Origin of the sequence: Candidatus Planktophila versatilis (assembly GCF_002288105.1) — a bacterium.
Lineage (GTDB): Bacteria > Actinomycetota > Actinomycetes > Nanopelagicales > Nanopelagicaceae > Planktophila > Planktophila versatilis.
In genome coordinates this window covers 486,822-509,973 of the sequence record NZ_CP016774.1, presented here as the reverse complement: position 1 = coordinate 509,973, position 23,152 = coordinate 486,822, and the positions used below count along the sequence as shown (strand labels likewise).

The 23,152-nt window shown below is 49.8% G+C and carries 24 protein-coding genes and 1 pseudogene; 12 read left to right on the top strand and 13 right to left on the bottom strand.

What is annotated here, in order from left to right; translation table 11 throughout:
* Positions 1 to 17 precede the first annotated feature (17 nt).
* The 8 genes from A1sIA79_RS02635 to A1sIA79_RS02600 all read right to left on the bottom strand — a co-directional run bounded on the left by A1sIA79_RS02635 (position 18) and on the right by A1sIA79_RS02600 (position 9,100).
* The gene (locus A1sIA79_RS02635; protein ID WP_095674687.1) at positions 18 to 1,823 is read right to left on the bottom strand and encodes a peptidoglycan D,D-transpeptidase FtsI family protein; all 1,806 of its coding nucleotides are present in this window, start codon (positions 1,821 to 1,823) and stop codon (positions 18 to 20) included.
* Positions 1,816 to 2,226: a cell division protein FtsL gene (gene ftsL / locus A1sIA79_RS02630; RefSeq protein WP_095674686.1), complete on the bottom strand. Its 411-nt coding sequence runs from the start codon at positions 2,224 to 2,226 to the stop codon at positions 1,816 to 1,818. Before ftsL ends, A1sIA79_RS02635 begins: the two co-directional genes overlap by 8 nt.
* A complete protein-coding gene (gene rsmH / locus A1sIA79_RS02625; protein WP_223298375.1) occupies positions 2,226 to 3,167 on the bottom strand; it encodes a 16S rRNA (cytosine(1402)-N(4))-methyltransferase RsmH in 942 nt (313 codons plus the stop codon). Before rsmH ends, ftsL begins: the two co-directional genes overlap by 1 nt.
* A 206-nt stretch (positions 3,168 to 3,373) precedes the next feature.
* Positions 3,374 to 3,805, bottom strand: coding sequence for a division/cell wall cluster transcriptional repressor MraZ (mraZ, locus tag A1sIA79_RS02620; protein WP_095674685.1), 432 nt, complete (start codon positions 3,803 to 3,805; stop codon positions 3,374 to 3,376).
* 192 nt (positions 3,806 to 3,997) lie between these two features.
* Positions 3,998 to 4,345 carry a DUF3040 domain-containing protein gene (locus A1sIA79_RS02615; protein ID WP_095674684.1) on the bottom strand — a complete coding sequence of 116 codons (348 nt, stop codon included), beginning with the start codon at positions 4,343 to 4,345 and terminating at the stop codon, positions 3,998 to 4,000.
* 36 nt (positions 4,346 to 4,381) lie between these two features.
* A complete protein-coding gene (gene dinB / locus A1sIA79_RS02610) occupies positions 4,382 to 5,572 on the bottom strand; it encodes a DNA polymerase IV (protein WP_095674683.1) in 1,191 nt (396 codons plus the stop codon).
* Positions 5,569 to 8,805: a DNA polymerase III subunit alpha gene (locus A1sIA79_RS02605; protein ID WP_095674682.1), complete on the bottom strand. Its 3,237-nt coding sequence runs from the start codon at positions 8,803 to 8,805 to the stop codon at positions 5,569 to 5,571. The genes dinB and A1sIA79_RS02605 overlap by 4 nt, the downstream gene beginning before the upstream one ends.
* A gap of 16 nt (positions 8,806 to 8,821) precedes the next feature.
* On the bottom strand, positions 8,822 to 9,100 hold the full coding sequence (locus A1sIA79_RS02600; RefSeq protein WP_095674681.1) for a DUF6504 family protein: 279 nt from the start codon (positions 9,098 to 9,100) through the stop codon (positions 8,822 to 8,824).
* Between the two features lie 193 nt (positions 9,101 to 9,293).
* Between A1sIA79_RS02600 and A1sIA79_RS02595 the strand changes: the two genes are divergently transcribed.
* Both A1sIA79_RS02595 and A1sIA79_RS02590 read left to right on the top strand, forming a co-directional pair.
* Complete coding sequence (locus tag A1sIA79_RS02595) at positions 9,294 to 9,716, top strand: DoxX family protein (RefSeq protein WP_095674680.1); 423 nt, start codon at positions 9,294 to 9,296, stop codon at positions 9,714 to 9,716.
* Between the two features lie 72 nt (positions 9,717 to 9,788).
* Positions 9,789 to 10,529, top strand: a complete 741-nt coding sequence (locus A1sIA79_RS02590) for a sulfite exporter TauE/SafE family protein (protein ID WP_095674679.1) — start codon at positions 9,789 to 9,791, stop codon at positions 10,527 to 10,529.
* Between the two features lie 200 nt (positions 10,530 to 10,729).
* Here the strand turns inward: A1sIA79_RS02590 and A1sIA79_RS02585 are convergent.
* A pseudogene (locus A1sIA79_RS02585) lies at positions 10,730 to 11,746 on the bottom strand (MFS transporter); the annotation flags it as partial.
* 29 nt (positions 11,747 to 11,775) lie between these two features.
* Between A1sIA79_RS02585 and A1sIA79_RS02580 the strand changes: the two are divergent.
* Genes A1sIA79_RS02580 through A1sIA79_RS02570 form a run of 3 tightly spaced genes read left to right on the top strand, consistent with a single transcriptional unit; the run spans position 11,776 to position 12,913 of the window.
* Positions 11,776 to 12,264, top strand: coding sequence for a YbaK/EbsC family protein (locus A1sIA79_RS02580; RefSeq protein WP_095674677.1), 489 nt, complete (start codon positions 11,776 to 11,778; stop codon positions 12,262 to 12,264).
* A gap of 4 nt (positions 12,265 to 12,268) precedes the next feature.
* A complete protein-coding gene (locus A1sIA79_RS02575; RefSeq protein ID WP_095674676.1) occupies positions 12,269 to 12,664 on the top strand; it encodes a hypothetical protein in 396 nt (131 codons plus the stop codon).
* A 9-nt stretch (positions 12,665 to 12,673) separates the two neighbouring features.
* Entirely contained in the window at positions 12,674 to 12,913 is a 240-nt protein-coding gene (locus A1sIA79_RS02570; protein WP_095674675.1) for a YbaK/EbsC family protein, read from the top strand.
* Here the strand turns inward: A1sIA79_RS02570 and A1sIA79_RS02565 are convergent.
* Together A1sIA79_RS02565 and A1sIA79_RS02560 are read right to left on the bottom strand one after the other, a co-directional pair.
* Entirely contained in the window at positions 12,910 to 13,308 is a 399-nt protein-coding gene (locus A1sIA79_RS02565; protein ID WP_095674674.1) for an arsenate reductase ArsC, read from the bottom strand. The genes A1sIA79_RS02570 and A1sIA79_RS02565 overlap by 4 nt on opposite strands.
* On the bottom strand, positions 13,309 to 13,974 hold the full coding sequence (locus A1sIA79_RS02560; protein ID WP_095674673.1) for an aquaporin: 666 nt from the start codon (positions 13,972 to 13,974) through the stop codon (positions 13,309 to 13,311).
* 22 nt (positions 13,975 to 13,996) lie between these two features.
* Between A1sIA79_RS02560 and A1sIA79_RS02555 the strand changes: the two genes are divergently transcribed.
* The 4 genes from A1sIA79_RS02555 to A1sIA79_RS02540 are packed head-to-tail and all read left to right on the top strand — an operon-like array spanning position 13,997 to position 18,101.
* On the top strand, positions 13,997 to 14,695 hold the full coding sequence (locus A1sIA79_RS02555) for a spheroidene monooxygenase (protein WP_095675473.1): 699 nt from the start codon (positions 13,997 to 13,999) through the stop codon (positions 14,693 to 14,695).
* Between the two features lie 14 nt (positions 14,696 to 14,709).
* Positions 14,710 to 15,516, top strand: a complete 807-nt coding sequence (locus A1sIA79_RS02550; RefSeq protein ID WP_095674672.1) for a carotenoid biosynthesis protein — start codon at positions 14,710 to 14,712, stop codon at positions 15,514 to 15,516.
* Positions 15,517 to 15,522: 6 nt separating this feature from the next.
* Complete coding sequence (locus A1sIA79_RS02545; protein ID WP_095674671.1) at positions 15,523 to 16,596, top strand: glycosyltransferase family 2 protein; 1,074 nt, start codon at positions 15,523 to 15,525, stop codon at positions 16,594 to 16,596.
* On the top strand, positions 16,593 to 18,101 hold the full coding sequence (locus tag A1sIA79_RS02540; RefSeq protein WP_095674670.1) for a phytoene desaturase family protein: 1,509 nt from the start codon (positions 16,593 to 16,595) through the stop codon (positions 18,099 to 18,101). The genes A1sIA79_RS02545 and A1sIA79_RS02540 overlap by 4 nt, the downstream gene beginning before the upstream one ends.
* On the opposite strand, the gene A1sIA79_RS02535 is transcribed toward A1sIA79_RS02540, so the two are convergent.
* Positions 18,098 to 18,724, bottom strand: coding sequence for a CDP-alcohol phosphatidyltransferase family protein (locus A1sIA79_RS02535; protein WP_095674669.1), 627 nt, complete (start codon positions 18,722 to 18,724; stop codon positions 18,098 to 18,100). The genes A1sIA79_RS02540 and A1sIA79_RS02535 overlap by 4 nt on opposite strands.
* On the bottom strand, positions 18,721 to 19,590 hold the full coding sequence (gene metF / locus A1sIA79_RS02530) for a methylenetetrahydrofolate reductase [NAD(P)H] (RefSeq protein ID WP_223298374.1): 870 nt from the start codon (positions 19,588 to 19,590) through the stop codon (positions 18,721 to 18,723). Before metF ends, A1sIA79_RS02535 begins: the two co-directional genes overlap by 4 nt.
* Positions 19,591 to 19,612: 22 nt before the next feature.
* On the opposite strand from metF, the gene A1sIA79_RS02525 reads away from it, so the two are divergent.
* Genes A1sIA79_RS02525 through A1sIA79_RS02515 form a run of 3 tightly spaced genes read left to right on the top strand, consistent with a single transcriptional unit; the run spans position 19,613 to position 23,061 of the window.
* A complete protein-coding gene (locus A1sIA79_RS02525; protein ID WP_095674667.1) occupies positions 19,613 to 20,698 on the top strand; it encodes a polyprenyl synthetase family protein in 1,086 nt (361 codons plus the stop codon).
* Positions 20,698 to 22,182, top strand: a complete 1,485-nt coding sequence (crtI, locus tag A1sIA79_RS02520; RefSeq protein ID WP_095674666.1) for a phytoene desaturase family protein — start codon at positions 20,698 to 20,700, stop codon at positions 22,180 to 22,182. The genes A1sIA79_RS02525 and crtI overlap by 1 nt, the downstream gene beginning before the upstream one ends.
* Positions 22,183 to 23,061: a phytoene/squalene synthase family protein gene (locus A1sIA79_RS02515; protein ID WP_095674665.1), complete on the top strand. Its 879-nt coding sequence runs from the start codon at positions 22,183 to 22,185 to the stop codon at positions 23,059 to 23,061.
* Positions 23,062 to 23,152 lie beyond the last annotated feature (91 nt).

Sequence of the window (23,152 nt, the reverse complement as noted above, 5' to 3'; positions counted from 1 at the left end):
ATTTGTAAGCGGGCGAATCATTGGGTTTTCGTCGCAATCTGTGTGACGCGAGCTCGTGTCAGCTCTGATTTAGTCAGCGCCACCGGCAGAACCTTGGTTCCAGTGGGTGCAACATTTTCTGATTGCAATGCGAAAGTCATTACCTTTTTAAATACTGGTCCACCAAGTGATCCACCCCAATGGCCATTCTTGGGATCTTGCAACGTAACACTGATGACATAACGAGGAGCATCTGCTGGTGCGAATCCAATAAAGGATGCGGTGTAACCGCTGTAGCGACCGGTGTTTGGGTCGTATCGGTTTGCTGTTCCTGTCTTTCCAGCCACTCGATAACCAGGAATTGCCGCACTCGGCGCCGTACCTTTGGCCGAGACAACGCTCTCCATCATGATTCGTAGCTTTACCGCTGTGTCTTCACTGATCACTCGCGTGGAACTTCTATTGGCAGCTGGCGTGAAGTGTCCTGATGCATCACTTGTTCCGGCGATCACTGTGGGAGAAACACGAACTCCATTATTTGCAATGGTGGCAAAGACACTTGTCGCTTGCATCGCTGTCAATGAATACCCTTGACCGAAAGCAACTGTGGGAGCTGTTGTTCTAGACCAATCCGAGACGGGACGTAAGAGACCAGCTGACTCTCCTGGAAGTCCGGAGCCAGTCTTTGATCCAATTCCAAACTTTCGCAAATAGCTATATAAAGTATCGTGGCTGAGAGTTTCGCCCACCTGAATAGTTCCAGTATTGCTAGAGACGGCAAGAATTCCGGAAGTAGTCAGATGCTGAATGGGATGTTTTTCATGGTCATGAAATGCCTCACCACCACGTTTAAGCATATATGGGACAGTAAAGACTGTTGTGGGCGAAACTGTTTTCTCTTCAAGTGCTGCTGCCATCGTCATTACTTTGCCAGTCGAGCCCGGCTCATACACATCTTGCACTGATGGATTTCGCATCAGTGAGAGTTCAACGCTTTTTGTATTATTTGGATTAAAAGTAGGTGCAGTTGCATGGGCAATAATTTCACCCGTTTTTGGATCCATCACGATGACCGTTCCATTCGACGCTGCTGAATCCTTTACCGCTGTCGCAATAGCTTCGGCTGCTACCCACTGAACATCACGATCAATTGTGAGACGAATGTTGGTTCCTGATTTGGCCGCGACTAGTTCGCGCTGCGAACCTGGTATTTCAGCACCATACCCACGGGCATAGGAGTAACGACCATCGGTGCCGGTAATCAATGAGTTCTGCCCTGATTCCAGACCTGATGCGCCAATGCCATCGGCGCGCACAAAACCGATCAGTGATGAGACCAGGGAACCGGATGGATATTCGCGAATGAAGACACGCTCTGGAAAGAAACCGATGATTCGATTCTCAAGTTCCTTGCCCGCGAGTGTTTTGTTGTAGTTATAGAGCTCTTCTGTAAGTCGATCCCAGAGCGCTGGACGCGCATTCTTAAGCACAATTGAATACTTTCGAGTACCCGTAATGCTGCTTTGAATATCTTCTGCCGGTAGATTTAAAATCGGAGCAACAAATGCTGCGACCCGGGCCGGATCGGTAATCTGAGTTTGGTCAACCACAATATTGATAGCAGAGACGCTACGAGCAAAGCCAATTCCGTTAACATCGGTGATTTCACCACGAGGTGCGGGTATGACTCTCGTGGATTGCATCTCATTCGCTGCTTTAGCTTGATAGGCATTGGCTTGAATCACTTGCACACGAACAAGCTGGCAGGCAAAGAGGATAAGCACGCCAAAGATGACAGTAACAAGGATGGCAATCCTTGAATGAGCCAGGCGCAAATTACCCATTGGTTGCACCCACCGCAGGAGTGAGATCTAGGAATACCGGTGTCTCAGATGGGCGCATCCCAAGCAGAGTGGCAGCAGCGGCAAGATTTTCTGGCGCCGCATGTGAATCGATAGCGCGATTAATCGCATCTCGTTGATCTGCCAACTGCTTAGCTTCATATTTAAGATTCGAGAGCGTGAAGGCATCTTGCGCGAGCAAGGTATTGATTCCAAGTAGTGCAAGAAATCCAACTAAGCTGACAATTGTCAGGAACTTGGCAAAGTATTTCTGAGTAGCTCGCGCTCCGCTATTCACATCAGGAAATAGCCCAAGAATGACATCGGCAGTTCGCTCCCCCACTGGTTTGCGATTCTTAGCCGGTGTGCGCGAAGGCAATAGCGCGCGGGCAGTTGCTAGTGACATTAGGCAGCCACCCGTTCGATTGCGCGAAGGCGAACTGAGGCAGAGCGTGGATTGCTTGCTAGCTCTTCCTCCGACGGGGTCTGACTTGAACGAAAGACAAGTGAGAATTTGGCCGCATATTCCGGAAGTTCGATTGGAAGATTGCGCGGGCTCTTAGATGTTGATGCTTCGGCAAAAATCTCTTTAACGATGCGATCTTCTAGTGATTGGAAAGACATCACAACTAGCCGTCCGCCCACCATTAACAAATCAAGAGCATCGGGAAGAGCGCGCGAAATTGCTCCAAGTTCATCATTTGCTTCAATACGTAACGCTTGAAAGGTGCGCTTTGCTGGATTTCCACCTGTGCGCCTAGTGGCAGCAGGAATGCTCTCTTTTACTAGCGTTGCAAGTTCAGTCGTTGAATTTAAGGGCGCCTTCGCGCGGGCTTTGACAATGTTTTCAACGATGCGGGTTGCAAACTTCTCTTCCCCGTAGGCGCGAAGAATGTGAACTAATTTGCCTGGCTCGTAGGTATTAACGATTTCAGATGCGGTGATTCCTTGGCTGCGATCCATGCGCATATCAAGGGGAGCATCTTGGGAGTATGAAAAACCACGTTCTGATTCATCAAGTTGAATGGAGGAGACCCCTAAATCAAAGAGGGCGCCATTGATCTGGCTAAAACCAAAGCTTTTTGCTACCGCAGAAATTTCATCAAAGACGCAATGGGCAGTCTTTAATCGATCTGCATATGGGGTAAGTCTTTCTGTCGCTCGACCCAGCGCAATTTCATCTCGGTCAATGCCAATAACTGTGAGGTTTTCAAATCTCTCTAAAAGCGCTTCGGTGTGTCCACCTAAACCAAGAGTTGCATCAATAACAACTGGGTTCTCTGATTTTTCAATTGCAGGGGCAAGGAGTTCTACGCAACGATCGCGCATCACAGATATATGTTGCATCTTCTCCCCCATTCCCATTTTCTGTCTTACTTACTAAGCGCTCAGCTCTGGTCACCGCCGGCCGACGGATCTATTGCGATAGCGACGCCGGGGAAGGGACGTCGCTGCCGGCCCAACTGGTAAGGAGAGGTCGGCGGTGGCCACAAATGAGCGCTCTATTTAGTTTTTTACTTCTTATTTAGTTATAAATATTTTTTGCTGATGTTTTAAAAAAGTCCCGGAAAAACTTCTTCAGAAACATCAGCAAAACTCTTTTCGCGATCAGCGAGATATTCATTCCAGGCAGCGCTATCCCAAATTTCAACGCGGGTATTGGCGCCAATTACTACGCACTCTTTTTCCAGACCGGCATAGGTGCGAAGTCCTTGTGGAATCGTCACGCGACCTTGGCGATCAGGAATTTCATCGTGGGCACCGGCAAACATCACGCGCTGGTAATCGCGAGCGCTCTTTGCAGTCACAGGTGCTTGACGCAAGGTCTCGGTAATCGTTGCGAATTCAGTTGCGGGAAATACATAGAGGCATCGCTCTTGACCTTTAGTAATGACTAGACCTGGTGAGAGCTCTTCCCGGAATTTGGCGGGAAGGATCAGCCGTCCTTTTTCATCAAGGCGTGGTTCGTGAGTACCGAGAAACATCGCTATCGAACCCCTTCCCCAAGTGGCGTAAGCGTGAATTTCCCGCTCAATTCCCCACTTTACACCACTTTCCCCCTTTTATCACCACTTTCTGCCATTATTTTCCCTCCCCCTCCCCATCTGCGGTGGGCTGAAAATGGGCGTAAAAAAGCCCCGACCGTAGGGTCAGGGCTGGTGAGGTATGGCGCTTACTTAGAGATCTCGTTGTTCCCAACGCTCATCAAGACGCTTGGAGAGTGATTTACGCGAGGATTTAGTACGTGGGGCGCCCTTTGTCACAGCGCCAAGGGAGCGAACCAGGGTAAGGACTCCGGTGAGGGAGATCAGAAAGCCCACTACTCCCACTGGGGTGGTCTTTGAGATCAGGCCGGCAAATATGACGCCAATGCCTAGAACTACCAGGGCGAGTGCGAGTAGAAGGCGAGGCTTGGTTGCTGTCATTGTTGAGCCAGCCAACTTTGACTCTAGCCCTGGATCATCGGTAGCCAGGGCAGCTTCCATCTCGGCCAATAAGCGGCGCTCACGATCAGATAAAGACATATACACACTGTAGAACACTTCTTTTTCTTGCGCTACTTACGCCTCACTATCGCCAGAATCCCCCGTAATCAGCCGTCCTGGGCGCACGCTGCCCCCGCCAAAACGGGCTTTCGCCTTATCGATAGCGGTATCGGCATCGCGCCACCCGCGCTCGCGCGCTCCAAGTTCTAGCTGCACCGGCGCCTCATCAAGCAAATTACTCAGTGAGACCCCAACCAGGCGAATCCGTGCACCTTCATTGTTAAGGGCTAGATATAACTTCTTCACAATTTCATAGGTCTCATGTGTGCCATCGATTCCAATAGGTAAAGTCTTGGCCCGGCTGAGTGTTGTGAAATCTGCAAACTTAATCTTCATCGTCACGGTCTTGGCAAATAAGCCGCGCTCTCGCAAGCGCGCTGTTGCCTTCTCTGCCATGCGCAAGAACTCCGCCAATATCTCTTCCGGGCTATCAATATCGCGGGCAAATGTTTCTTCATTACCAATACTTTTCTCTGGCTCATCTGGAATCACATTTCGATAATCACGACCCCAGGCAAGCTCATAGAGTGATTCACCGGTGGCATCTCCGAGTGCGCGCACGAGAGTTGACCGCGGAGTATTGGCGATATCGGCAACAGTATGTAGCCCAAGTCGATCCAGTGATTCAGCTGTCTTAGGGCCCACTCCCCATAGTGCGCGCACGGGAAGTGGATGTAAGAACTCCAAGATTCGATCTGATTTGATTTCTAGCATGCCATTGGGTTTACAGTGCTGCGATGCTAACTTTGCAATAAATTTAGATTGTGCAATTCCCACCGAACAGGTAATTCCTTCTTCCTGCTCTACCTGCGCCCGAATCTTGGCGGCAATCTCGCGTCCATCACCAAATAGTTTTTGTGAACCTGTCACATCAAGAAATGCCTCATCGAGTGAGATGGGCTCGACAAGGGGTGTGAAGGAGTTAAATATCGCCATCACTCGCTCTGAAATTTCGGCATAGCGATGATGCTCTGGTGCGATAAAGATGGCGTGAGGAGCCATGCGTTTTGCTCGTCCCACCGGCATAGCAGCGCGAATACCGAATTTACGCGCTTCATAATTTGCCGAAAGAACTACGCCGCGCACACCGGCGCCAACGACAAGAGCTTTACCTTTATATTGCGGGTTATCGAGCTCGGCCACAGATGCATAGAACGCATCCATATCTACATGCAAGATTGTTGCTTGCACCAGCTCTTCACTCATATCGCCACACTATCTCTATGCGCGCGCCATTTTTCGTAGGCCAGACTTAAGTCCCACACCGCTGTTGCCCGTATTGATATGCCACGTACACCTGTGCGCCGAGTTTGCCCACGCACTAAGAGCAGCGATGTCGAATACAAGGTAGATGCATGATCGACTTGCGCATCAGGAAAGAAGGTGGAATCACTGCAGCCATAGCCATCATCTAAGGTAAGAAAGATAACGCGGCGACCAGAGCGCACCGGCGGAGTTTGCAAAGCAACTTTCACACCAGCCACAAGTACCGAGGACTTTGAACGCAAGGAAAGTAGATCTGATGATTTCACCGCCCCAATTGCGTTAAGAAATGGCGCATAAAAGCTAAGCATATGTTCGGTGACATCCATTCCCAGATGCTTGATCTCACTACGAACTTTCTCAGCTGCATTCATAGGTGCAAGGCCACTGCTTTCCAGTGCAGGTGCTGCAAAACCAAAGGTGAGTTGGGAACCAGGAAGGTGGGCCACAGGTGATTTCTGAAGATCGCTAAAGTGCAGCAGCAGATCGCGTTGATTGCTGTGCACTGAATCAAAAGCCCCAGTGAGAATAAGATTTTCAATCACTGGAGTTGAAGCGCCAGATCTGCGGTAGAAATCGGCGAGATCGATATAGGGCTGCCCGCTAATAATGGATGCAATTTCTTTCGCAGAAATTCCAGCAACGGTAGCGAAAGCGATTCTGATTGCATCACCATCGAGGGTGCGCTCCACGTGGTAATCAGCAGCTGATTTATTGATATCAAGCGGCGCGATACCCACACCCAGTTGGCGCACTTCATCGAGCATGAGTCGCTTGGGATACATACCGGGGTCGTGCGTTAAGACCCCGGCCATAAATGCAGCTGGGTGATGGGTTTTAAGCCAGGCTGATTGATATGTGGGCAGGGCGAAGGCGGCGGCATGTGCTTTACAGAAACCAAAGGATGCAAAGGCGCGCAATACTTCCCAGATTTCAGTGATGACCTGTAACTCATATCCGCGCTGGGTTGCAGCAGGAAAGAACCAGTCGCAGACTTCTTGTTGGCCGCCCCTATCCCCCAGCGCCCTACGTTTCTCATCAGCGGCGGCAAGTGAGATACCAGTCATGACCGAGATGATTGAAATTACCTGTTCGTGAAAGACCACAACACCTTCAGTTTCCGACAAGATAGGAAGCAAGTCAGGATGAATGATGCGTGCCGGAGTAAAGCCATGTCTGGCCTCAAGAAATGGGCGGATCATGTCACTTTTGACCGGCCCTGGTCGAAAGAGTGAGATATCGATAATCAGATCGCTAAATGTGCGGGGCTCTAACTTGCCGACAAGTTCGCGTTGGCCGGGGCTCTCTACTTGAAAGATACCGAGTGTGCGCGTTGATTGAATCAGGTTATAGGTATCAGCATCATCGAGTGCCACGGCATCGATATCTATTTCGGTATCTTCAATTCGTTTAATTTCATGCACCGCATGTGCGATAGCTGATTGCATCCGCACACCCAAGATATCGAGCTTGAGTAAACCAATATCTTCCACATCATCTTTATCAAATTCCACCATCGGAAAGCCACCAGCGTTGAGTTGTATCGGTGCCCGGTCAAGAAAAGCTGCATCAGATAAGACCATCGCACATGGATGCATGGCAAGGTGGCGCGGCAGACCATCAAGGCGAGCAGCGAGAGCAATCGTTGCCCGAGTTAAAGGCGCCGATGTATTCATATTCTTTAACTCAGGTAACGAGTTCAGCGCGGCATCAATATTGCCGGCTCGAATATGCGGCATCGACTTTGCCAATAAATCAATCTCCATAGCGGGCATGCCCAGCGCCGCTCCGGCATCGCGAATTGCATGGCGGGCGCGATAGGTATCAACCATGGCAACTGTGGCACACCGCGAAAGAGCACCTGGCTTACTCCAATCTTGTGCTCCATAACGCTTAAAGACCATCTCATAGATTTCAAGGCGTCTTGCAGATTCAACATCGATATCAATATCAGGTAGCGCCCGGCGCAGCGGTGAACAAAAGCGCTCCATGAGCAGTCCGTGTTGCATCGGATCAACGCCAGAGATTCCAAGTAGGTGACAGATCAATGAACCGGCGCCGCTACCACGTGCTGCAACACGAATATCGGCAGCGCGCGCCATATCGGTGATATCGGCAACGGTAAGAAAGTAAGACTCATATCCCAGCGTTGCAACTGTTGCCAGTTCATCATCAAGACGTGCACGTGCTTTGGCAATCGTTGCGCCGTCGTTATAACGCCAATTAATTCCTGCTTCAGCACGAGTGCGCAAAAGTGCGCGCATCGCAGCAGGTGAATCAGCGCCCACAACATGGGCTTCCGGTAGATGAATGGCACCTAACCCAATATCGCGATGCGGTGATAAAACTGCGCGTTCGGCCCACTGACGCGTTGTTTTAAGTAGTAAACGTGGCGTGCGCTCCCCTGCTGCTCGTGCGATTTCAGCAGCGAGTGCAATCATTTCATCGCTGCTCTTTAAATACGCTTCCGCATTTCGACGTTCAACATTGCGTGGATGCAGCGGCACTAATTGGCGAGCGCAATCTAAGACATCAGCAACCGGACCATCAGCGCGATCACGCATCCGCACAGCGTTGGTAATCACCGCATCAATATCGTTATCGCGGGCAAAGATAAGACTGCGTGCCGCGTGCACGGTAGAGCGCGGTCCATTACCGGCCACCAAGTGCGAGACACATTCGATGGCATGGTCGGCAAAGAGATCGCGGGTCTGATTAAAGATATCAAGGGCGCTATCAAAGCGATGGGTGGCAATCGCCTGCGATACCGGTGATTCCGGGCCATGAAGCAGATGCAGCTGAGATGTGTACTGGCTAAATTTTTCCAGGAGTTCGGGTGTGAGTACCGGCTTTCGACTATCGGTATTCATATGTATGCCGGTCATCAAGCGCACCAAACTGCGCCATCCCCCGTCGCCATGCGCCAAGATTGTGACGCGCGGTAAGACACCCGATGTATCGCCCAGATAGATCGGCAGGTTGATTCCGATAATCGGTGCGATGCCATGCGCTACACACGCTTTGGTAAAACGGATCGCGCCAGCTAGGCCATCGCGATCTGTTAGTGCCAAAGCCGGCATCTCGAATTCAGATGCGCGAGCAACAAGATCGCGTGGCTGAGTAGTGCCATATTTAAATGAATAGGCACTTGCTGTGCGCAGATGGATAAAACTCATACTTGATAGCTCATGACTAGATAGCTCTAATAATCCATTGACCCGTTGTCTCATCACGTTCGAGTTGGAAGGTTGTCAGTGCGCCAATGGGCGCCGCCTCTACCGTCCAGAGCGCGCGCGCTTGATCATCAGGGCGAAACTTTCCATCGCTAATGCGATTCCACCATCCGCCTGCTTCACACCATCTAGATAAAACTGCATGGATACGAAAACGCTTACCTTTAAAGGTGAATTCGATAGGTGTGAGCCCACCATCGGATAGGACCTCGTGCGGCCTTACTACTTCTGCTGCCATCTTTTACTACTTCCCCTGGTGCCTGTGGATATTCGAACAGATGTTCGAAAAGTAGTCCAGAGCTCTGACAAGGGCAACTCCCCCTCGATTCACGCTCAACTAGGCAGCCCGATCATGCGTGGCGTGGCGAAATATAGTTGAAATTTCAACTACTCTTAGAAGTAAGACCCACCCCAACCTTTAGGAGAAGCAATTGGACGCAGTTCTAGTAATCGGGCGAATCCTCTTCGCACTTATTTTTGTGACATCAGGTATCGCTCACTTTGCAAAGCTTGAAGCAATGACAGGCTATGCACAGTACAAGAAGCTACCGGCTGCAAAGCTCGGAGTCCTTATCTCAGGTCTCTTCTTCCTGCTTGGCGGTATCTATATCGCAGCCGGATTCTGGGTAGACCTTGGCGCGCTCTTGCTCGCAATCACGCTCATCCTGGCCGCAGTGATCTTCCACAACTTCTGGAAAGAGACTGACCCAACAACTAAGCAGAACGAAATGATCGCCTTTAACAAGGACATCGCACTTGCCGGAGCTTCACTTATCCTCTTCGCTCTCATCGCATGGGGAACACTGACAGAATTCGGACCAAGCATCGGAAATCTTGCATTCTTCAACTTCTAATTAGCCAGTAATTCACGAAAGCCCCTACGAGAAATCGTGGGGGCTTTCGCATTCTCATGGAAAGATGCGGCTATGGAAATTCTCGGAGCCCTGATTGCCGGATCATTTATAGGCGCAGTACTTGGCTTCGTTGGCGCAGGTGGAGCGATGCTCTCTGTGCCGATCCTCATCTATGGCTTTGGCTTTGACCCGAACGAAGCAACCACGGCTGCTATCGCAGTGGTCTTTCTGGCAGCTGCCTCTGGTGTCATTCCGAAAGCACGCAAGAAGCAGGTGCTCTACCGCGATGCCTTAGTAATCTGGGCATTCGGGCTCATTACCAACCTTGGCTTCTCATCGATTGCAGATAAATTACCTGATGCATTTATTACTTCTGGATTAGCTGTTGTGCTGGTAGTTGCCGGTGCTTCTATGTTGCGCCCACCAAAGCTGGAAGAACAAAAGCGCATGCCCATACCTGTGCTTATAGTGATGTCGCTGGTTATTGGCTCCATTACCGGTCTCTTCGGAATTGGTGGCGGATTTATAGCGCTACCAGTGCTGGTGCTCTTCTTTGGAACACCACAAGTAGTCGCAGCCGGAACCGCACTTTTTATCATCTGCATCAACTCACTCACTGCCTTCTTGGGTCGCCCAGATTTGTGGGACGATGTTCAGTGGCATATCCCCATCTTTATTGGAGCTGCCGCAATTGTGGTGGCTCAAATTGCATCATCGCAGGCCCATCGCACCAACCCTAAAGTCCTGCGCGCATCCTTTGCCTACCTGCTCTTTGCCCTGGCAACCTTTACCGTGATTCAAACTTGGATTTAATTAAGTTTGCGCACCTTGATGTACTTCGATTGATGCCCTGCCACGAAGAAGAGCAGGACCGGAAATGCAAATGCGACAGGAAGTGAAGTTGCTTCTGCAATTCCACCCATCAAGGTAGGGCCGGCAAAGTATGCAGCGATAGCAATCAATCCAATTCTTGCTAGACCCACAGAAGGTGCAACTCCAGGTATAGATGCAGCTGCCAAGTTAAATGCTGGAAAGAATGGCCCGATACCGATTCCTGCCGCTGCAAAACCGATGCAGACAATGACCAAGCCCCAAGTTTGATGTGACGCCGAAAGTGGAATGCCTACAGCAAGACATGCGCCCCACACCGTGCCACCGATATATCCGCCGTACTTCACTGTATTGACATAGCCCCATCGTTCAAATGATTTATCTCCCAGCAAGCGGCTTGCAATCATCGCAAGTGAGAAAGTTGTTGCCGCTGCCGCATTAAGCCCTTTGCCGATTCCCATATGGTCTTGCAAAAGGATTCCGCTCCACTCATAAGATCCACCTTCAGGGATAAGAGATGCCATCAAACCGATACCCAGCGCCCATAAGACAAGTGACTCTTTACCAAAGAGTGGGATCTTCGATTCAGTTACTTCATCTGGCTCACCAAGATGCCCATCGATATCTGCTGACAATAAGAATGTGTTGGAAACGAGAAAGGCGAAGAAGGTTAATCCAGCAAAGAGCCATAAGTTTGTTTGAGGAGAGACAAGGTTTGCAATTAATCCTCCGATAAGCGTTGCACCAAATGCTCCTACCGACCAGAGACCATGAAAGGTAGACATCCAGCGTCCATTAGTATGTTTTTCAACTGCAACAGCTTGCGCATTAATCGCAATATCCATAAAGGCCACGCTAAAGCCAGTAATAAACATTCCGACCAGAAGTACTGCCACGCTATCTGCAGCGCCCATGATGGCAACACCAATAGGAAGTAAGACTCCGGAAATTTGAATGACCAACTTCGATGAGTGCATATGAACTAATCGCCCAGAAATTTGCGCACCTGGAATTGCCCCTAAGGTGCTTCCAAGTAGAACTAGTCCAAATTGACCATCACTTAAGCCCAAAGAATCTTTGATCTCCGGAATGCGTGGGACCCATGCGATACCGGCAAAGCCAAGGAGGAAAAATGATGCCCAGAGCGCATTACGAGCCCGAATCCCCCGCTGATAAATAGTCAGAGCACCCGAAGACATATGGCGACGCTATCTCATAAAGTTCACCTATGGATGGAATTCTGGAGAAGGCTGCAGTTAAAAGGTTTCAGGAAGCAGCCACAAAGCTCGGTGTTAAAGGTGAGGTGAATATCCTTGCCGAAACTGCGCGCACCGCTATCGATGCTGCCAATGGTCTTGGCATAGAAGTTGGCCAAATTGCATCATCGCTTATCTTCAAACTTCCATCCGGTAATCCACTTCTAATCATCACAAGTGGCCGTCATCGCGTTGATACCGAGTTAGTTGCTAAGAATTTAAGAATTACAGAACTAGGCCGCGCAGATGCTAATTATGTGAAGGAAGTTTCCGGTTATTCAGTCGGCGGCGTGAGCCCAGTGGGGTGGATTTCTAAGCCAGAAATTATCCTCATTGATGAAGCGTTAAACGATTACGACATTGTTTGGGCTGCTGCTGGACATCCCCATGCGGTGTATCCAACAACTTATGGCGAATTGATTCAATGCACAGGTGCGCAACCAATGATTGTAGGAGACTAGTTAAATGAGGAACAAAACTTTTGTAACCGTAGTATTTGCTTCTTTTGCTTGGAACCTATATTTAGTTGGCGGTGTCATATTGGGTGCTCCATACGCACTTGATCGCGCAGCTGGTGGGCAATTTGAGGTATTTCCCACTTACCTAAGAATTCTTTACATTTTAAATTTTGCCCTGGTTGCCTATCAGGTAGTAATTTTCACTCGCTTCTCCTACGGCCTAGCGGTTAAGCCAAAATGGATAGTTAAAGCTTTTGTAATTCTGGGCGCATTGGGAATTCTTGCTAATGCAGCATCTCGAAGCGCTAATGAGCGTTGGAACGTTATCCCAGCATTGATCATTACATTTGCTTTTTATCGAATTTTGAAGTCCGACACAAAAAGAACAGAAATAACGGCGTAGGCATTTCTAATGAGAGACCAAGTTCGAACTTCATACAACATTTCTCCAGTCGAGATGGTTTCAAAAGCCACGGGTGGCGTGAGCCCATTAGGGTGGATTTCCAAGCCAGAAATAATCATTATTGATGAAGCGTTAAACGATTACGACATCGTCTGGGCTGCATCAGGACATCCGCATGCGGTGTATCCAACAACATATGCCGAACTCATTACTTGTACGGGCGCACAGCCAATGGTTGTTGGCAATTAAGCGAGTAACTCCGCGAGCAACTTTTCTACTCGTTCCCTAATCTCATCACGAATTACGCGCACAGATTCAATTCCTTGGCCAGCTGGGTCATCAAGCACCCAATCTTCATAACGCTTACCTGGGTAGTAAGGGCAGGCATCACCGCAGCCCATAGTGATAACGGCATCTGATGCCTGTACTGCTTCTGGTGTAAGAATCTTGGGAGTGTTATTTGCTATATCAATTCCGACTTCAGCCATCGCTGCAACTGCAACTGGGTTGATGGAATCTTTTGGCGCAGAGCCAGCAGAGAGTACTTCCACGCGACCTTGGCCGAGCTCGCGCATAAAACCTGCTGCCATCTGGGAGCGACCTGCATTGTGAACGCAGACAAAGAGAACACTTGGCTTACTCATTTATTTTCCTGACCTAGCTTTAGAGGTGAGTGCTTTAAATCCAAGGTATCCGAGCAGGCCGCCGATAATTTCGGCCAGTACAAATAGCGGCGCTGACTTAGGTGCTATTCCAGAGAAGGTATCTGAGAACATGCGGCCAAAGACCGCCGCTGGGTTGGCAAAAGATGTGGAGGAGGTGAAGAAGTAGGCAGCTCCGATCCAGGCGGCAACCAGGCGAGCAATTTTCTTATCTTCCTTCTGCTTGAGCGCTAAGTGAATAATTAATATCAGACCTGCTGTGGCAATGACTTCACCGAGCAGTAGATGGGCACCGGTGCGCTCTTTTTCTGAAATATAAATTGCAGAGTATTCAAACATCAGATTGGCAACTATTGCTCCAACGGCAGCACCTGCCAGTTGCGCAATGATGTACAGCGAAAACTCCTTGCCCTTGATTTTCTTGGTGAAAAAATCAACTCCAGTAACAACAGGATTGAAGTGGGCACCACTGATGGGGCCAAGTAAGGTGATCAGGATGTAGAGGACAAATACGGTTGCAATGGTGTTAATCAGCAACTGGATTCCAACATCGTTACTGAGCGCTGTGGCCATTGCTCCAGAACCCACAACTGTGGCAATCAGGGTGGCCGTGCCTAGAAATTCACTGGTTAACTTTCTGCTCAACATGGATGCTGGGTATCCTTTGCGTATGAGTAGCGATGAGAGAGTCACGGTCGCTTACTTCTTTACCGTCAAAAGTAAGAGTATCCCTTTCGCCTTTATGAGCATGGCAACCCACGCTCTGCGCACGCGATTGTTCACCGGAATTTCATTTGCCAAGATGCTGGGCACCGGCAGCGGTGAAACATTTACACCCAATGATGCAAATCTCTATCGCTGGGGCATGGTGGTTGTCATTGGAAAAGACCAGCTCGCCGCCTTTGATCAATCTTCGATAATTAATGCCTGGCGCAGCCGTTCGACTTCTGAATTTCGCGCAGTGCTCACTCCTCTGTCATCACACGGGCTATGGGCGAAGAAGAATCCATTTGATTTCACAGCACCCCAACTAAACGCGGATGCAAAGATTGCCGCGATTACACGTGCGCGCATTAAGTGGAGTAAGAACTTCATCTTTTGGAAATCAGTACCTCCTGTTGTCACTGATTTGCATCAATCCCCCGGCTTTATTGCTGCCATAGGAATTGGCGAAGCACCTATCGGATTACAAGGGACTTTCTCACTATGGGAATCCGCATCTGCCCTACGAGATTTTGCATATAAGGGTGCCGCACATCAAAAGGCGATAGCGCAGACTAAAGAAATTGATTGGTATAGCGAAGAACTCTTCGCCCGCTTTGAAGTCCTAGAACTTCGAGGTGAGATTTCTTCGATTACCCATAAGTAAGGCAGACTTGTCCTATGTCGATCCGCCATTACAACCCACGTCGCAGACGCCGTGGCGGAGTCTCCCCGAAAACACGCAACTTCCTTTACGCACTCGTTGGGCTCACTATTGCGCTGCAGATTTCATATCCGCTGATCGGCGGTGAAGCACTTCGTATTGTCACAATCGCAACTGTCTATGCCGGGGCCCTGGCCATGATTTTGCACGGTCATCTCTCTTATGGATTCAAATACTCCTCACGATATGTGCCAGCGGTATTTCTCTTCGGCCTAGGAATCGAATCTCTTGGCTTGCATACCGGGTGGCCCTTTGGTACTTACGAATATGACTCATCGCTCGGTGTTGCACTCTTTGGTGTTCCACTCGTTGTTCCCTTTGCCTGGTTGATGATGGTGCATCCAGCACTCATAGCAGCGCGTCGAGTCACCACCCACTGGGTCTTTATCTATGGCGGAGCACTTCTGATGGCCTGGGATTTATTTCTTGATCCACAGATGGTTGCCGCCGGTCGTTGGACGTGGGAAGTACCTGGTGCGCACGTGCCCTTCACACCCGATGTTCCACTTTCCAATGCCTTTGGTTGGTTACTTTCAGGGTTAGTCATAACCGGAATTTTGCATCTGATTCTGCCGCGCGAGCGACGCAAAGAAAGTGCTTCACTCGCTGCTGTCGATGCGCTATTGATTTGGACTTGGTTCTCAGGTTTTATCGGCAATCTCTTCTTCTTTGATCGCCCAGGCTTGGCCGTCTTCGCTGGATTTGTGATGGGAGTGATTCTTACTCCGTACTTCTTCTCCAGCTGGCTCGGCAATAAAGATTAGCCTCTGATGCGCTTTGCACTCTTTGTCCTGTGTTATCTCATCTTGCTCATCGCACTCTTTAACTTCTTCACCATTCGAATTCCTCGCAATAAGGCGGCGGTTTCCACGCCAGTAACCGTGCTGCTGCCCGTACGCAATGAGCAGGCCAATGTCGGCCCTTGTGTTGCGGGACTGATGGCGCAAAAAGATGTGAAGCAGCTGCAAGTAATCATCATTAATGATCAATCAACTGATAACACAGCTGATGTTCTCAAAACAGCAATCGGTGCGGATTCCAGGTTTTCTGTGATCGAAGCCGATGGTCCACGCGAAGGGTGGCTCGGTAAAGTCTCCGCCCTCCACACGGGCTTTGCAAGAAGCACAGGTGAAGTCATCATCTGCCTCGATGCCGATGTGCGATTAGAACCCGATGCCATTGCGCGTGCGGTCAATCAACTCCAAGATCTATCACTGGATTTTGTTTCACCATACCCGCGCCAAATCGCAGGCACTTTCAGTGAAAAATTGATTCAGCCTCTACTGCACTGGTCTTGGATGAGCACTGTCATTCTGCGCCTGGCCGAAAAAGTCCCACATCGAAGTACCGCGGTTTCTAATGGACAGTTCTTTCTTATCCGCGCCAAAGCTTTGACTGCAATCGATGGTTTCACATCTGTCTCAGCCAAGATTCTCGATGATGTAGAACTAGCTAGGTCTCTGATTACTGCAGGATCTAAAGGCGTTGTGACTGAAGGTTCGGGCATTGCACACACGCGCATGTATACAAATTTTGATGAGATTCGCCAGGGCTACGGTAAATCTCTTCACAAAGCATTCGGTGGCGCACTCGGCGCCATTGTTGCTTCGCTATTTATTGCAGCGACCGGTCTAGCACCACTGCTTCTCATACTCGATGGCTATTTCATTGGCTGGATCGCCTACCTCTGCATTGCGTTGACGAGAGTGCTCAGCGCCATTCGCGCTCGTTCTAATCCGCTCTTCGCTTTCTTGCATCCACTATCTGCAGCTCTTCTTCTCTATCTCATCGCTTACTCTTGGGCCAAGCGCGGAAGTATTCAGTGGAAAGGTCGCACCGTATGACCGGACACGTAGGAAAGGTAAAGCAACCTGAACGCATTGCAGTTGTGGGCGCAGGTATTGGTGGACTCTGCACCGCAGCTCGCTTAGCAAAAGCAGGACATCTCGTCACAATCTTTGAAAGCTCCGATCGCACCGGCGGAAAGTGCCGAACTGAATGGATCGGCCGCTATGCATTTGATACCGGGCCCTCACTTCTGACTCTGCCAGCTGTCTATCGTGATTTCTTTCAGCGCACCGGAGATGTCATGGGGCGCGTTCTTGAGATTGAAGAGGTAAATCCTTCTTTTGATTACCGCTTCCATGATGGCAAGAGTGTGAAATTTTCTAATCTTTCTCGCAAGAAGACACTCGCCGCAATCTCTGAATCACTTGGAGAAGAAGCCGCCCTTGAATGGGATGAGCTCATGCGCCAGGCAGAGGCGATGTGGGATGTCTCGCGCGGACCATTTGTGGAATCAGAGTTGAAATCTCCACTCTCATTACTTAAAAGGCCCAGGTTGATGCGCGATCTCAAAACGATTGCTCCCTGGAAATCTCTGCGCGGACTCGGAATTCGCAATCCTTACTTGGCCAAGATTATGGATCGCTATGCAACATATAGCGGTTCAGATCCACGAGTAGCACCAGCGGTGCTTTCCACTATCGCCTTCGTGGAAGAGGCCTTCGGTGCTTGGCATGTGAAAGGTGGCGTTGGCACGCTCTCTGAAAAAATCACAGACCGCTGTGAAAAACTTGGGGTCACTATTCGCCTAAATACCTACGTTGATGAAATCACAACTAAGTCAGGTGCTGTCACAGGCGTTGTGGTCCAGGGCCATCATGAAGAATTTGATCGCGTTGTGGCAAATGCTGATGCCCAATTTGTTTATAGCAACCTGATGGCACCGACAAATAAAGTGGTAAAGATTCGTAAGCAACTTGCAAAATCAGAGCCATCACTTGCTGGCTTTTCACTGCTCTTGGGTCTTAAGCCGAGTACAGCAGAACCACTTGCCCACCACACAATCCTCTTTCCTGAAAATTACGATCTCGAATTTGAATCGATTTTCACCAGCAAGACTCCCGTTGAAAAACCTACTATTTATATCTGCGCCCCGCGAGATCCACTGATGGTTAAAGACGCTGGACACGAAGCCTGGTTTGTCTTAGTTAATGCACCACGACATGACCCCTACGAAGGTGGTTTCGATTGGAGTGATGCTGAATTTAACCAACGCTATGCCCACTCAATCATCAATCAGATAGAGGCTGCTGGAATTGCGGTGCGTGAGCGTTTAGAAGTTCTTGAGATTCGCACCCCACTTGATTTACAAGAGAGCGTGCATGCACCAGGTGGTTCTATCTATGGAAGTTCAAGTAACGGAGCGCGCTCGGCATTCTCGCGTGCTAAGAATCGTTCTCCTATTAAAGGGCTATATCTTGTTGGTGGCTCTGCCCACCCTGGTGGCGGCTTGCCACTAGTTGGGTTAAGTGCCGAAATAGTTGCTAACGCAATTCTCGATTAAGACAAGGTCTTCTTGGCAACTCTCATTACTTGCACGAAGCTGACCAGAAGAAGAAGTATGAAGGCGTAGGAGATGTAAGTAACTCCTGGAAAATCTAGCATGAAAATAATTAGAACAAGTGCCAGGAAGATTGCTCGCACCGGACGCTCTGTTGCCGTAACAACTCCAACTTCAGAGTGACCAAGGGAGGCAAGGCGTGCTCGGGCATATTCCTGGGTAGCTGCAATCGTCCACATCAGAATTGCTGCCCAGGCCGGAATACCCACGGTCCACCCAAAGTAGAGCCAGCACGCTTCGGAGATGCGATCGGCAATTGAATCAAGAACTGCGCCCCACTTACTTTCACGCCCCTGCACAATGGCAACACTTCCATCGATGCCATCGAAGAAGAGGGAAACTACAAGAAGTACCAGTGCGATGCCAGCACTTGATGAAAATGCCATCGCAACTGCAGTTGCGAGTCCAAGGAGAGTTAAAAAATTTGGGGTGAACTTCAGCGCCGTGCACACACGCGCAGCTTGATAGGAAAAGCTGAGCCAGCCAGCAACTGCGCCTTTAATCGCGGCTCCCCCATGAAGAGTGCTCCAGCGCTCTTTGAATTCTTGCTCAGTCAGTGCACTCATCGTTCATCTTTAATCTGTGCATAAATCTCACGGGTGGCAGTTGATGAATTCATTGTGTAGAAGTGAAGTCCGGGAGCTCCACTTTCTAGTAATTGATGGCAGAGATTTGTGGCTATCTCCACACCTAACTTACTGACATCTTCTGGGCTATTTTCTACCGCTGCAAAGCGCTCTGCAATAGATGCTGGAATCGGTGTTCCACCCAATTCTGCCATCCGGTTAAGTTGTTTCACATTTGTCACCGGCAAGATGCCAGCGATGATGGGAAGGCTGGAACCCTTGGCCGCTAACTTATCAACCAGCGCTTTCCACTTATCTACTTCAAAGAAGAATTGCGTGGTTGCAAATGTTGCACCACGTCGCTGCTTTTCAAGCAGTACATCAATATCTTTATCAATATCTCCAAGAGAACTCGGATGACCATCAGGAAATGCTGCGACTCCGATTTTGAATCCACCGAACTCTGCCGCCATTGTGACCAATTCATCTGCGTGATTGAGTCCACCTTGCGTGGGAACCCATGGTGCTCGAGGTCCACCGGTGGGATCTCCACGCAGCGCCAAAATGCTTGTGATTCCAGCATCGCGATATTTTCCGAGAATCTCACCTAGCTCATCGCGCGTTGAACCCACACATGTTAAGTGTGCAACGGTGGGAATATGTGTTCGCGCAGTGATTTCAGAAGTGATGCGAATGGTGCGATCTCGCGTACTTCCACCTGCGCCATAGGTCACAGAGATAAAGTCAGGGGAAATTGATTCCAGTTGTGACATCGCCGACCAGAGGCGCGCTTCACCTTCGACATCCTTAGGCGGGAAGAATTCAAAGGAGTACGTAACTCCACTTCGCGCGCTGCTTTTATCCACTGCCTCAGAGTATCGTTGCGCCGTGGATAAAGAGCTCACTTCAAGCATCGAAAAGGTGCGTAGCGCCGTCAAGGAAGAGCTCACCCACTACCTGGCAGAACAACGCGACTATCTGACCAGCATCGCATCTGAGTTAATTCCGGTCTGCGATGCACTCGAAGATTATCTGCTCGAAGGTGGCAAGCGACTTCGCCCGCTCTTTGCTTACGCCGGCTTTATGGCCGCCGGCGCTACGCCCACTCGCACAGATATTCGTGCGATGGCCAGCCTAGAACTCTTGCAAGCATGCGCACTTATTCATGATGATCTCATGGACGGATCAGATACGCGGCGCGGAAAACCTGCCATCCATCGCCACTTTGAATCATTACACAGACAAGGATCCATGTCGGGTGTTCCAGAACAATTTGGCGCAGCAGCTGCGGTGTTACTCGGTGACCTAGCTTTGGTTTGGTCAGATCACATGTTGCACAACGCAGGGTTATCGCACGAGAGCTTGATGGCAGCTCTTCGTATTCATGATGAGATGCGCATTGAGTTAATGGCCGGTCAGTATTTGGATGTGCGAGAAGCGGGTGAGAAAGAATTTAGCGTCGAACGTTCCTTGCGTATTGCCAGGTATAAATCTGGCAAATACACCATCGAACGTCCACTTCATCTGGGCGCAGTGATTGCAAGCCCTGCCCAGAGTGAGCATGGCCAACTCCTTAATGTTCTTTCGGCATACGGGCTGCCACTCGGTGAGGCCTTCCAATTGCGCGATGATTTATTGGGGATTTTTGGAGATCCGACTGTCACGGGAAAACCTGCCGGTGATGATTTACGCGAAGGAAAGCGCACGGTATTGATGGCGATGACGCTAGAAAAAGCCAGTGCACCAGCTCGGCGAGAATTGCAGCGTGACCTGGGAAACCCAACTCTCACCGTGCAGCGAATCGAAGAGTTGCGTACCATCATCACTGAAACTGGCGCCGTGGCAGAGGTAGAAAAGCTCATCGAAGGCTTGGCGACAGAATCAAAGATTGCAGCTCAATCATCTGCCATTGCCGCAGATGCCCAACCTTTTCTATTGGCACTTGCCGATAGCGCTATCCGCAGGAGTCACTAATGGTTGCACGTGTAAAAGGTCCGACTGATCATGTTGTTGTTGTCGGAGCCGGTTTAGCTGGGCTCAGCGCAGCGATGCGACTTGCTGGCGCCGGGCGAAAAGTCACCGTCGTTGAACGTGAATCTGTGCCTGGCGGACGAAATGGTCTGCTTAAAAAAGATGGGTATTCATTTGATACCGGACCATCTGTATTGACAATGCCATCCCTGATTCAAGATGCATTCTCATGCGTCGGTGAAGATATGAAGGATTGGCTTGAATTAATGCCACTTTCTCCGTTATACCGCGCCTTCTATGCCGATGGTTCACAAATTGATGTCCATGCCAACACCGCGCAGATGGAAGAGGAAATTCGCACAAAAGTCTCGGCCGAAGAAGCACTTGGCTACCGTCGTTACGTTGATTTTGTCACCAAGTTATATAAATATGAAATGAATGACTTTATTGATAGAAATATTGACTCTCCACTTAACTTACTGACACCTAACCTGGCGCGACTCATTGCACTCGGTGGCTTCAAACGGCTACAGCCAAAGGTAAATCAATTTCTGAAAGATCCTCGCCTGCAAAAGGTCTACTCATTCCAGGCCATGTATGCCGGCGTAAGTCCGCAGCAGGCCTTAGCAATTTATGCCGTCATTGCCTATATGGACTCAGTCAACGGTGTCTTCTTTCCTAAGGGTGGAATGCACGCCGTTCCTCGAGCACTAGCAGCTGCGGCAACTAAGCATGGCGTTGAATTTAAATACAACACCACAGTGACCTCACTTGATAAGCAGAACGGTCGCGTGAAAGCGGTACTTACCAATACCGGTGAGCGCATTGAGTGCGATGTAGTGGTGATGAACCCAGATCTGCCGGTTGTGTGGCGCGAGCTACTAGGCAAGACACCGCTAAATATCAAGCGCCTTAAGTACTCACCATCATGTACCACACTCCTTGTGGGCTCTTCCAAGAAATATGACCATATTGCTCACCACAATATTCACTTCGGTAAATCTTGGGATGGCGTCTTTGATGAGTTAATTGAGAAGAAGCAGTTGATGTCTGATCCTTCCGTACTTGTCACAGTACCGACCCACGATGACCCAACGCTGGCACCTGTAGGTAAGCAGTCGTATTACGTTCTCTTTCCAACTCCTAACTTGACTGCAGATATCGATTGGACCAAGCAGGCCGGGCCATATCGCGATTCCATGATTAAGACTTTAGAGGAGCGTGGATACACAGGTTTTGGTGATGCCATTGAAACCGAAGTGATGACAACCCCACTTGATTGGCAGAGACAAGGTATGGAGCAGGGTGCACCATTTGCTAGCGCGCATACCTTCTTCCAAACCGGTCCATTTAGACCTCGGAATATTGCCGCCGGTTTTGAAAACGTAGTCTTTGCCGGCAGTGGAACCCAACCAGGTGTGGGAGTTCCGATGGTTCTCATCTCAGGTCGTCTTGCCGCCGAACGCATTGTGGGTCCGGTTAAGTAAATGGATGCGTTGCTCCAAGCGTCTTACCTCGAATGCAAGCGCCTTAACTCGCTGCATGGCAAGACGTATTACTTAGCAACGTTATTACTGCCCAAGAATAAGCGCCCATACGTGCACGCCCTCTATGGCTTTGCCCGTTACGCCGATGAAATTGTCGATGATCTAGCATCTACGCTCACCCCACAAGAGAAGGCTGATGCACTTCGCAGTTGGAGTACCGGTGTATTAAATGATTTAGCAGCAGGACGCTCTACCGATCACATTGGCAGAGCCTTGGTCGATACGGCCAAGAAGTTTGCCATCCCCCATCAGCACTTCGTAGATTTCTTGCACTCAATGGAGATGGACTTAACTGTCACGCACTACCAGACATATGAAGACTTACTTGAATATGTCTATGGCTCTGCTGCCGTCATCGGCCTTGAGATGGTGCCCATCCTTGGCTACTCCGATGAGCGAGCATTCGAAGCGGCCAAGAAGTTAGGGATTGCTTTTCAGCTCGCTAACTTCATCCGTGATGTGAGTGAGGATCTTGATCGAGGCCGGGTATATCTACCATTGCAAGAACTTGCTCAATTCGGTGTTGACAGGGCGATGTTAGAACGTAGAAAGTTAACGCCCGAGATTGTTGCCGCACTTAAGTTTCAAATCGCGCGCGTGCGCCAATTGCAAGCAGAGTCACAGGTGGGAATCTCCTATTTGGATAAGGAGTCGCGCCCATGTATTCGCGCTGCCAGTGAGCTCTATTGCGGCATCGTCGATGAAGTCGAAGCCATTGGCTATGACATATTTAATAAGCGGGCCAAGACATCAACTGCTCGGCGCGCCAAAGTAGCTGGCCTTGCTTATTTACAAGCAATCACAGCTCGTATTCGCTAGTATTTTCACGCACGGGAGCCAAAGTGGCTGAGAGGACTTCATTGAAGTCGACCGTCTGACTGGTCCGGTAATGCGGATCTAGAAATGGCAG

Bases quoted from the DNA above. Each gene is read 5' to 3' on its own strand.
- A1sIA79_RS02635 (WP_095674687.1), bottom strand. From the start codon at position 1,823: ATGGGTAATTTGCGCCTGGCTCATTCAAGGATTGCCATCCTTGTTACT.
- ftsL (WP_095674686.1), bottom strand. From the start codon at position 2,226: ATGTCACTAGCAACTGCCCGCGCGCTATTGCCTTCGCGCACACCGGCT.
- rsmH (WP_223298375.1), bottom strand. From the start codon at position 3,167: ATGCAACATATATCTGTGATGCGCGATCGTTGCGTAGAACTCCTTGCC.
- mraZ (WP_095674685.1), bottom strand. From the start codon at position 3,805: ATGTTTCTCGGTACTCACGAACCACGCCTTGATGAAAAAGGACGGCTG.
- A1sIA79_RS02615 (WP_095674684.1), bottom strand. From the start codon at position 4,345: ATGTCTTTATCTGATCGTGAGCGCCGCTTATTGGCCGAGATGGAAGCT.
- dinB (WP_095674683.1), bottom strand. From the start codon at position 5,572: ATGAGTGAAGAGCTGGTGCAAGCAACAATCTTGCATGTAGATATGGAT.
- A1sIA79_RS02605 (WP_095674682.1), bottom strand. From the start codon at position 8,805: ATGAGTTTTATCCATCTGCGCACAGCAAGTGCCTATTCATTTAAATAT.
- A1sIA79_RS02600 (WP_095674681.1), bottom strand. From the start codon at position 9,100: ATGGCAGCAGAAGTAGTAAGGCCGCACGAGGTCCTATCCGATGGTGGG.
- A1sIA79_RS02590 (WP_095674679.1), top strand. From the start codon at position 9,789: ATGGAAATTCTCGGAGCCCTGATTGCCGGATCATTTATAGGCGCAGTA.
- A1sIA79_RS02580 (WP_095674677.1), top strand. From the start codon at position 11,776: ATGGATGGAATTCTGGAGAAGGCTGCAGTTAAAAGGTTTCAGGAAGCA.
- A1sIA79_RS02575 (WP_095674676.1), top strand. From the start codon at position 12,269: ATGAGGAACAAAACTTTTGTAACCGTAGTATTTGCTTCTTTTGCTTGG.
- A1sIA79_RS02570 (WP_095674675.1), top strand. From the start codon at position 12,674: ATGAGAGACCAAGTTCGAACTTCATACAACATTTCTCCAGTCGAGATG.
- A1sIA79_RS02565 (WP_095674674.1), bottom strand. From the start codon at position 13,308: ATGAGTAAGCCAAGTGTTCTCTTTGTCTGCGTTCACAATGCAGGTCGC.
- A1sIA79_RS02560 (WP_095674673.1), bottom strand. From the start codon at position 13,974: ATGTTGAGCAGAAAGTTAACCAGTGAATTTCTAGGCACGGCCACCCTG.
- A1sIA79_RS02555 (WP_095675473.1), top strand. From the start codon at position 13,997: ATGAGTAGCGATGAGAGAGTCACGGTCGCTTACTTCTTTACCGTCAAA.
- A1sIA79_RS02550 (WP_095674672.1), top strand. From the start codon at position 14,710: ATGTCGATCCGCCATTACAACCCACGTCGCAGACGCCGTGGCGGAGTC.
- A1sIA79_RS02545 (WP_095674671.1), top strand. From the start codon at position 15,523: ATGCGCTTTGCACTCTTTGTCCTGTGTTATCTCATCTTGCTCATCGCA.
- A1sIA79_RS02540 (WP_095674670.1), top strand. From the start codon at position 16,593: ATGACCGGACACGTAGGAAAGGTAAAGCAACCTGAACGCATTGCAGTT.
- A1sIA79_RS02535 (WP_095674669.1), bottom strand. From the start codon at position 18,724: ATGAGTGCACTGACTGAGCAAGAATTCAAAGAGCGCTGGAGCACTCTT.
- crtI (WP_095674666.1), top strand. From the start codon at position 20,698: ATGGTTGCACGTGTAAAAGGTCCGACTGATCATGTTGTTGTTGTCGGA.
- A1sIA79_RS02515 (WP_095674665.1), top strand. From the start codon at position 22,183: ATGGATGCGTTGCTCCAAGCGTCTTACCTCGAATGCAAGCGCCTTAAC.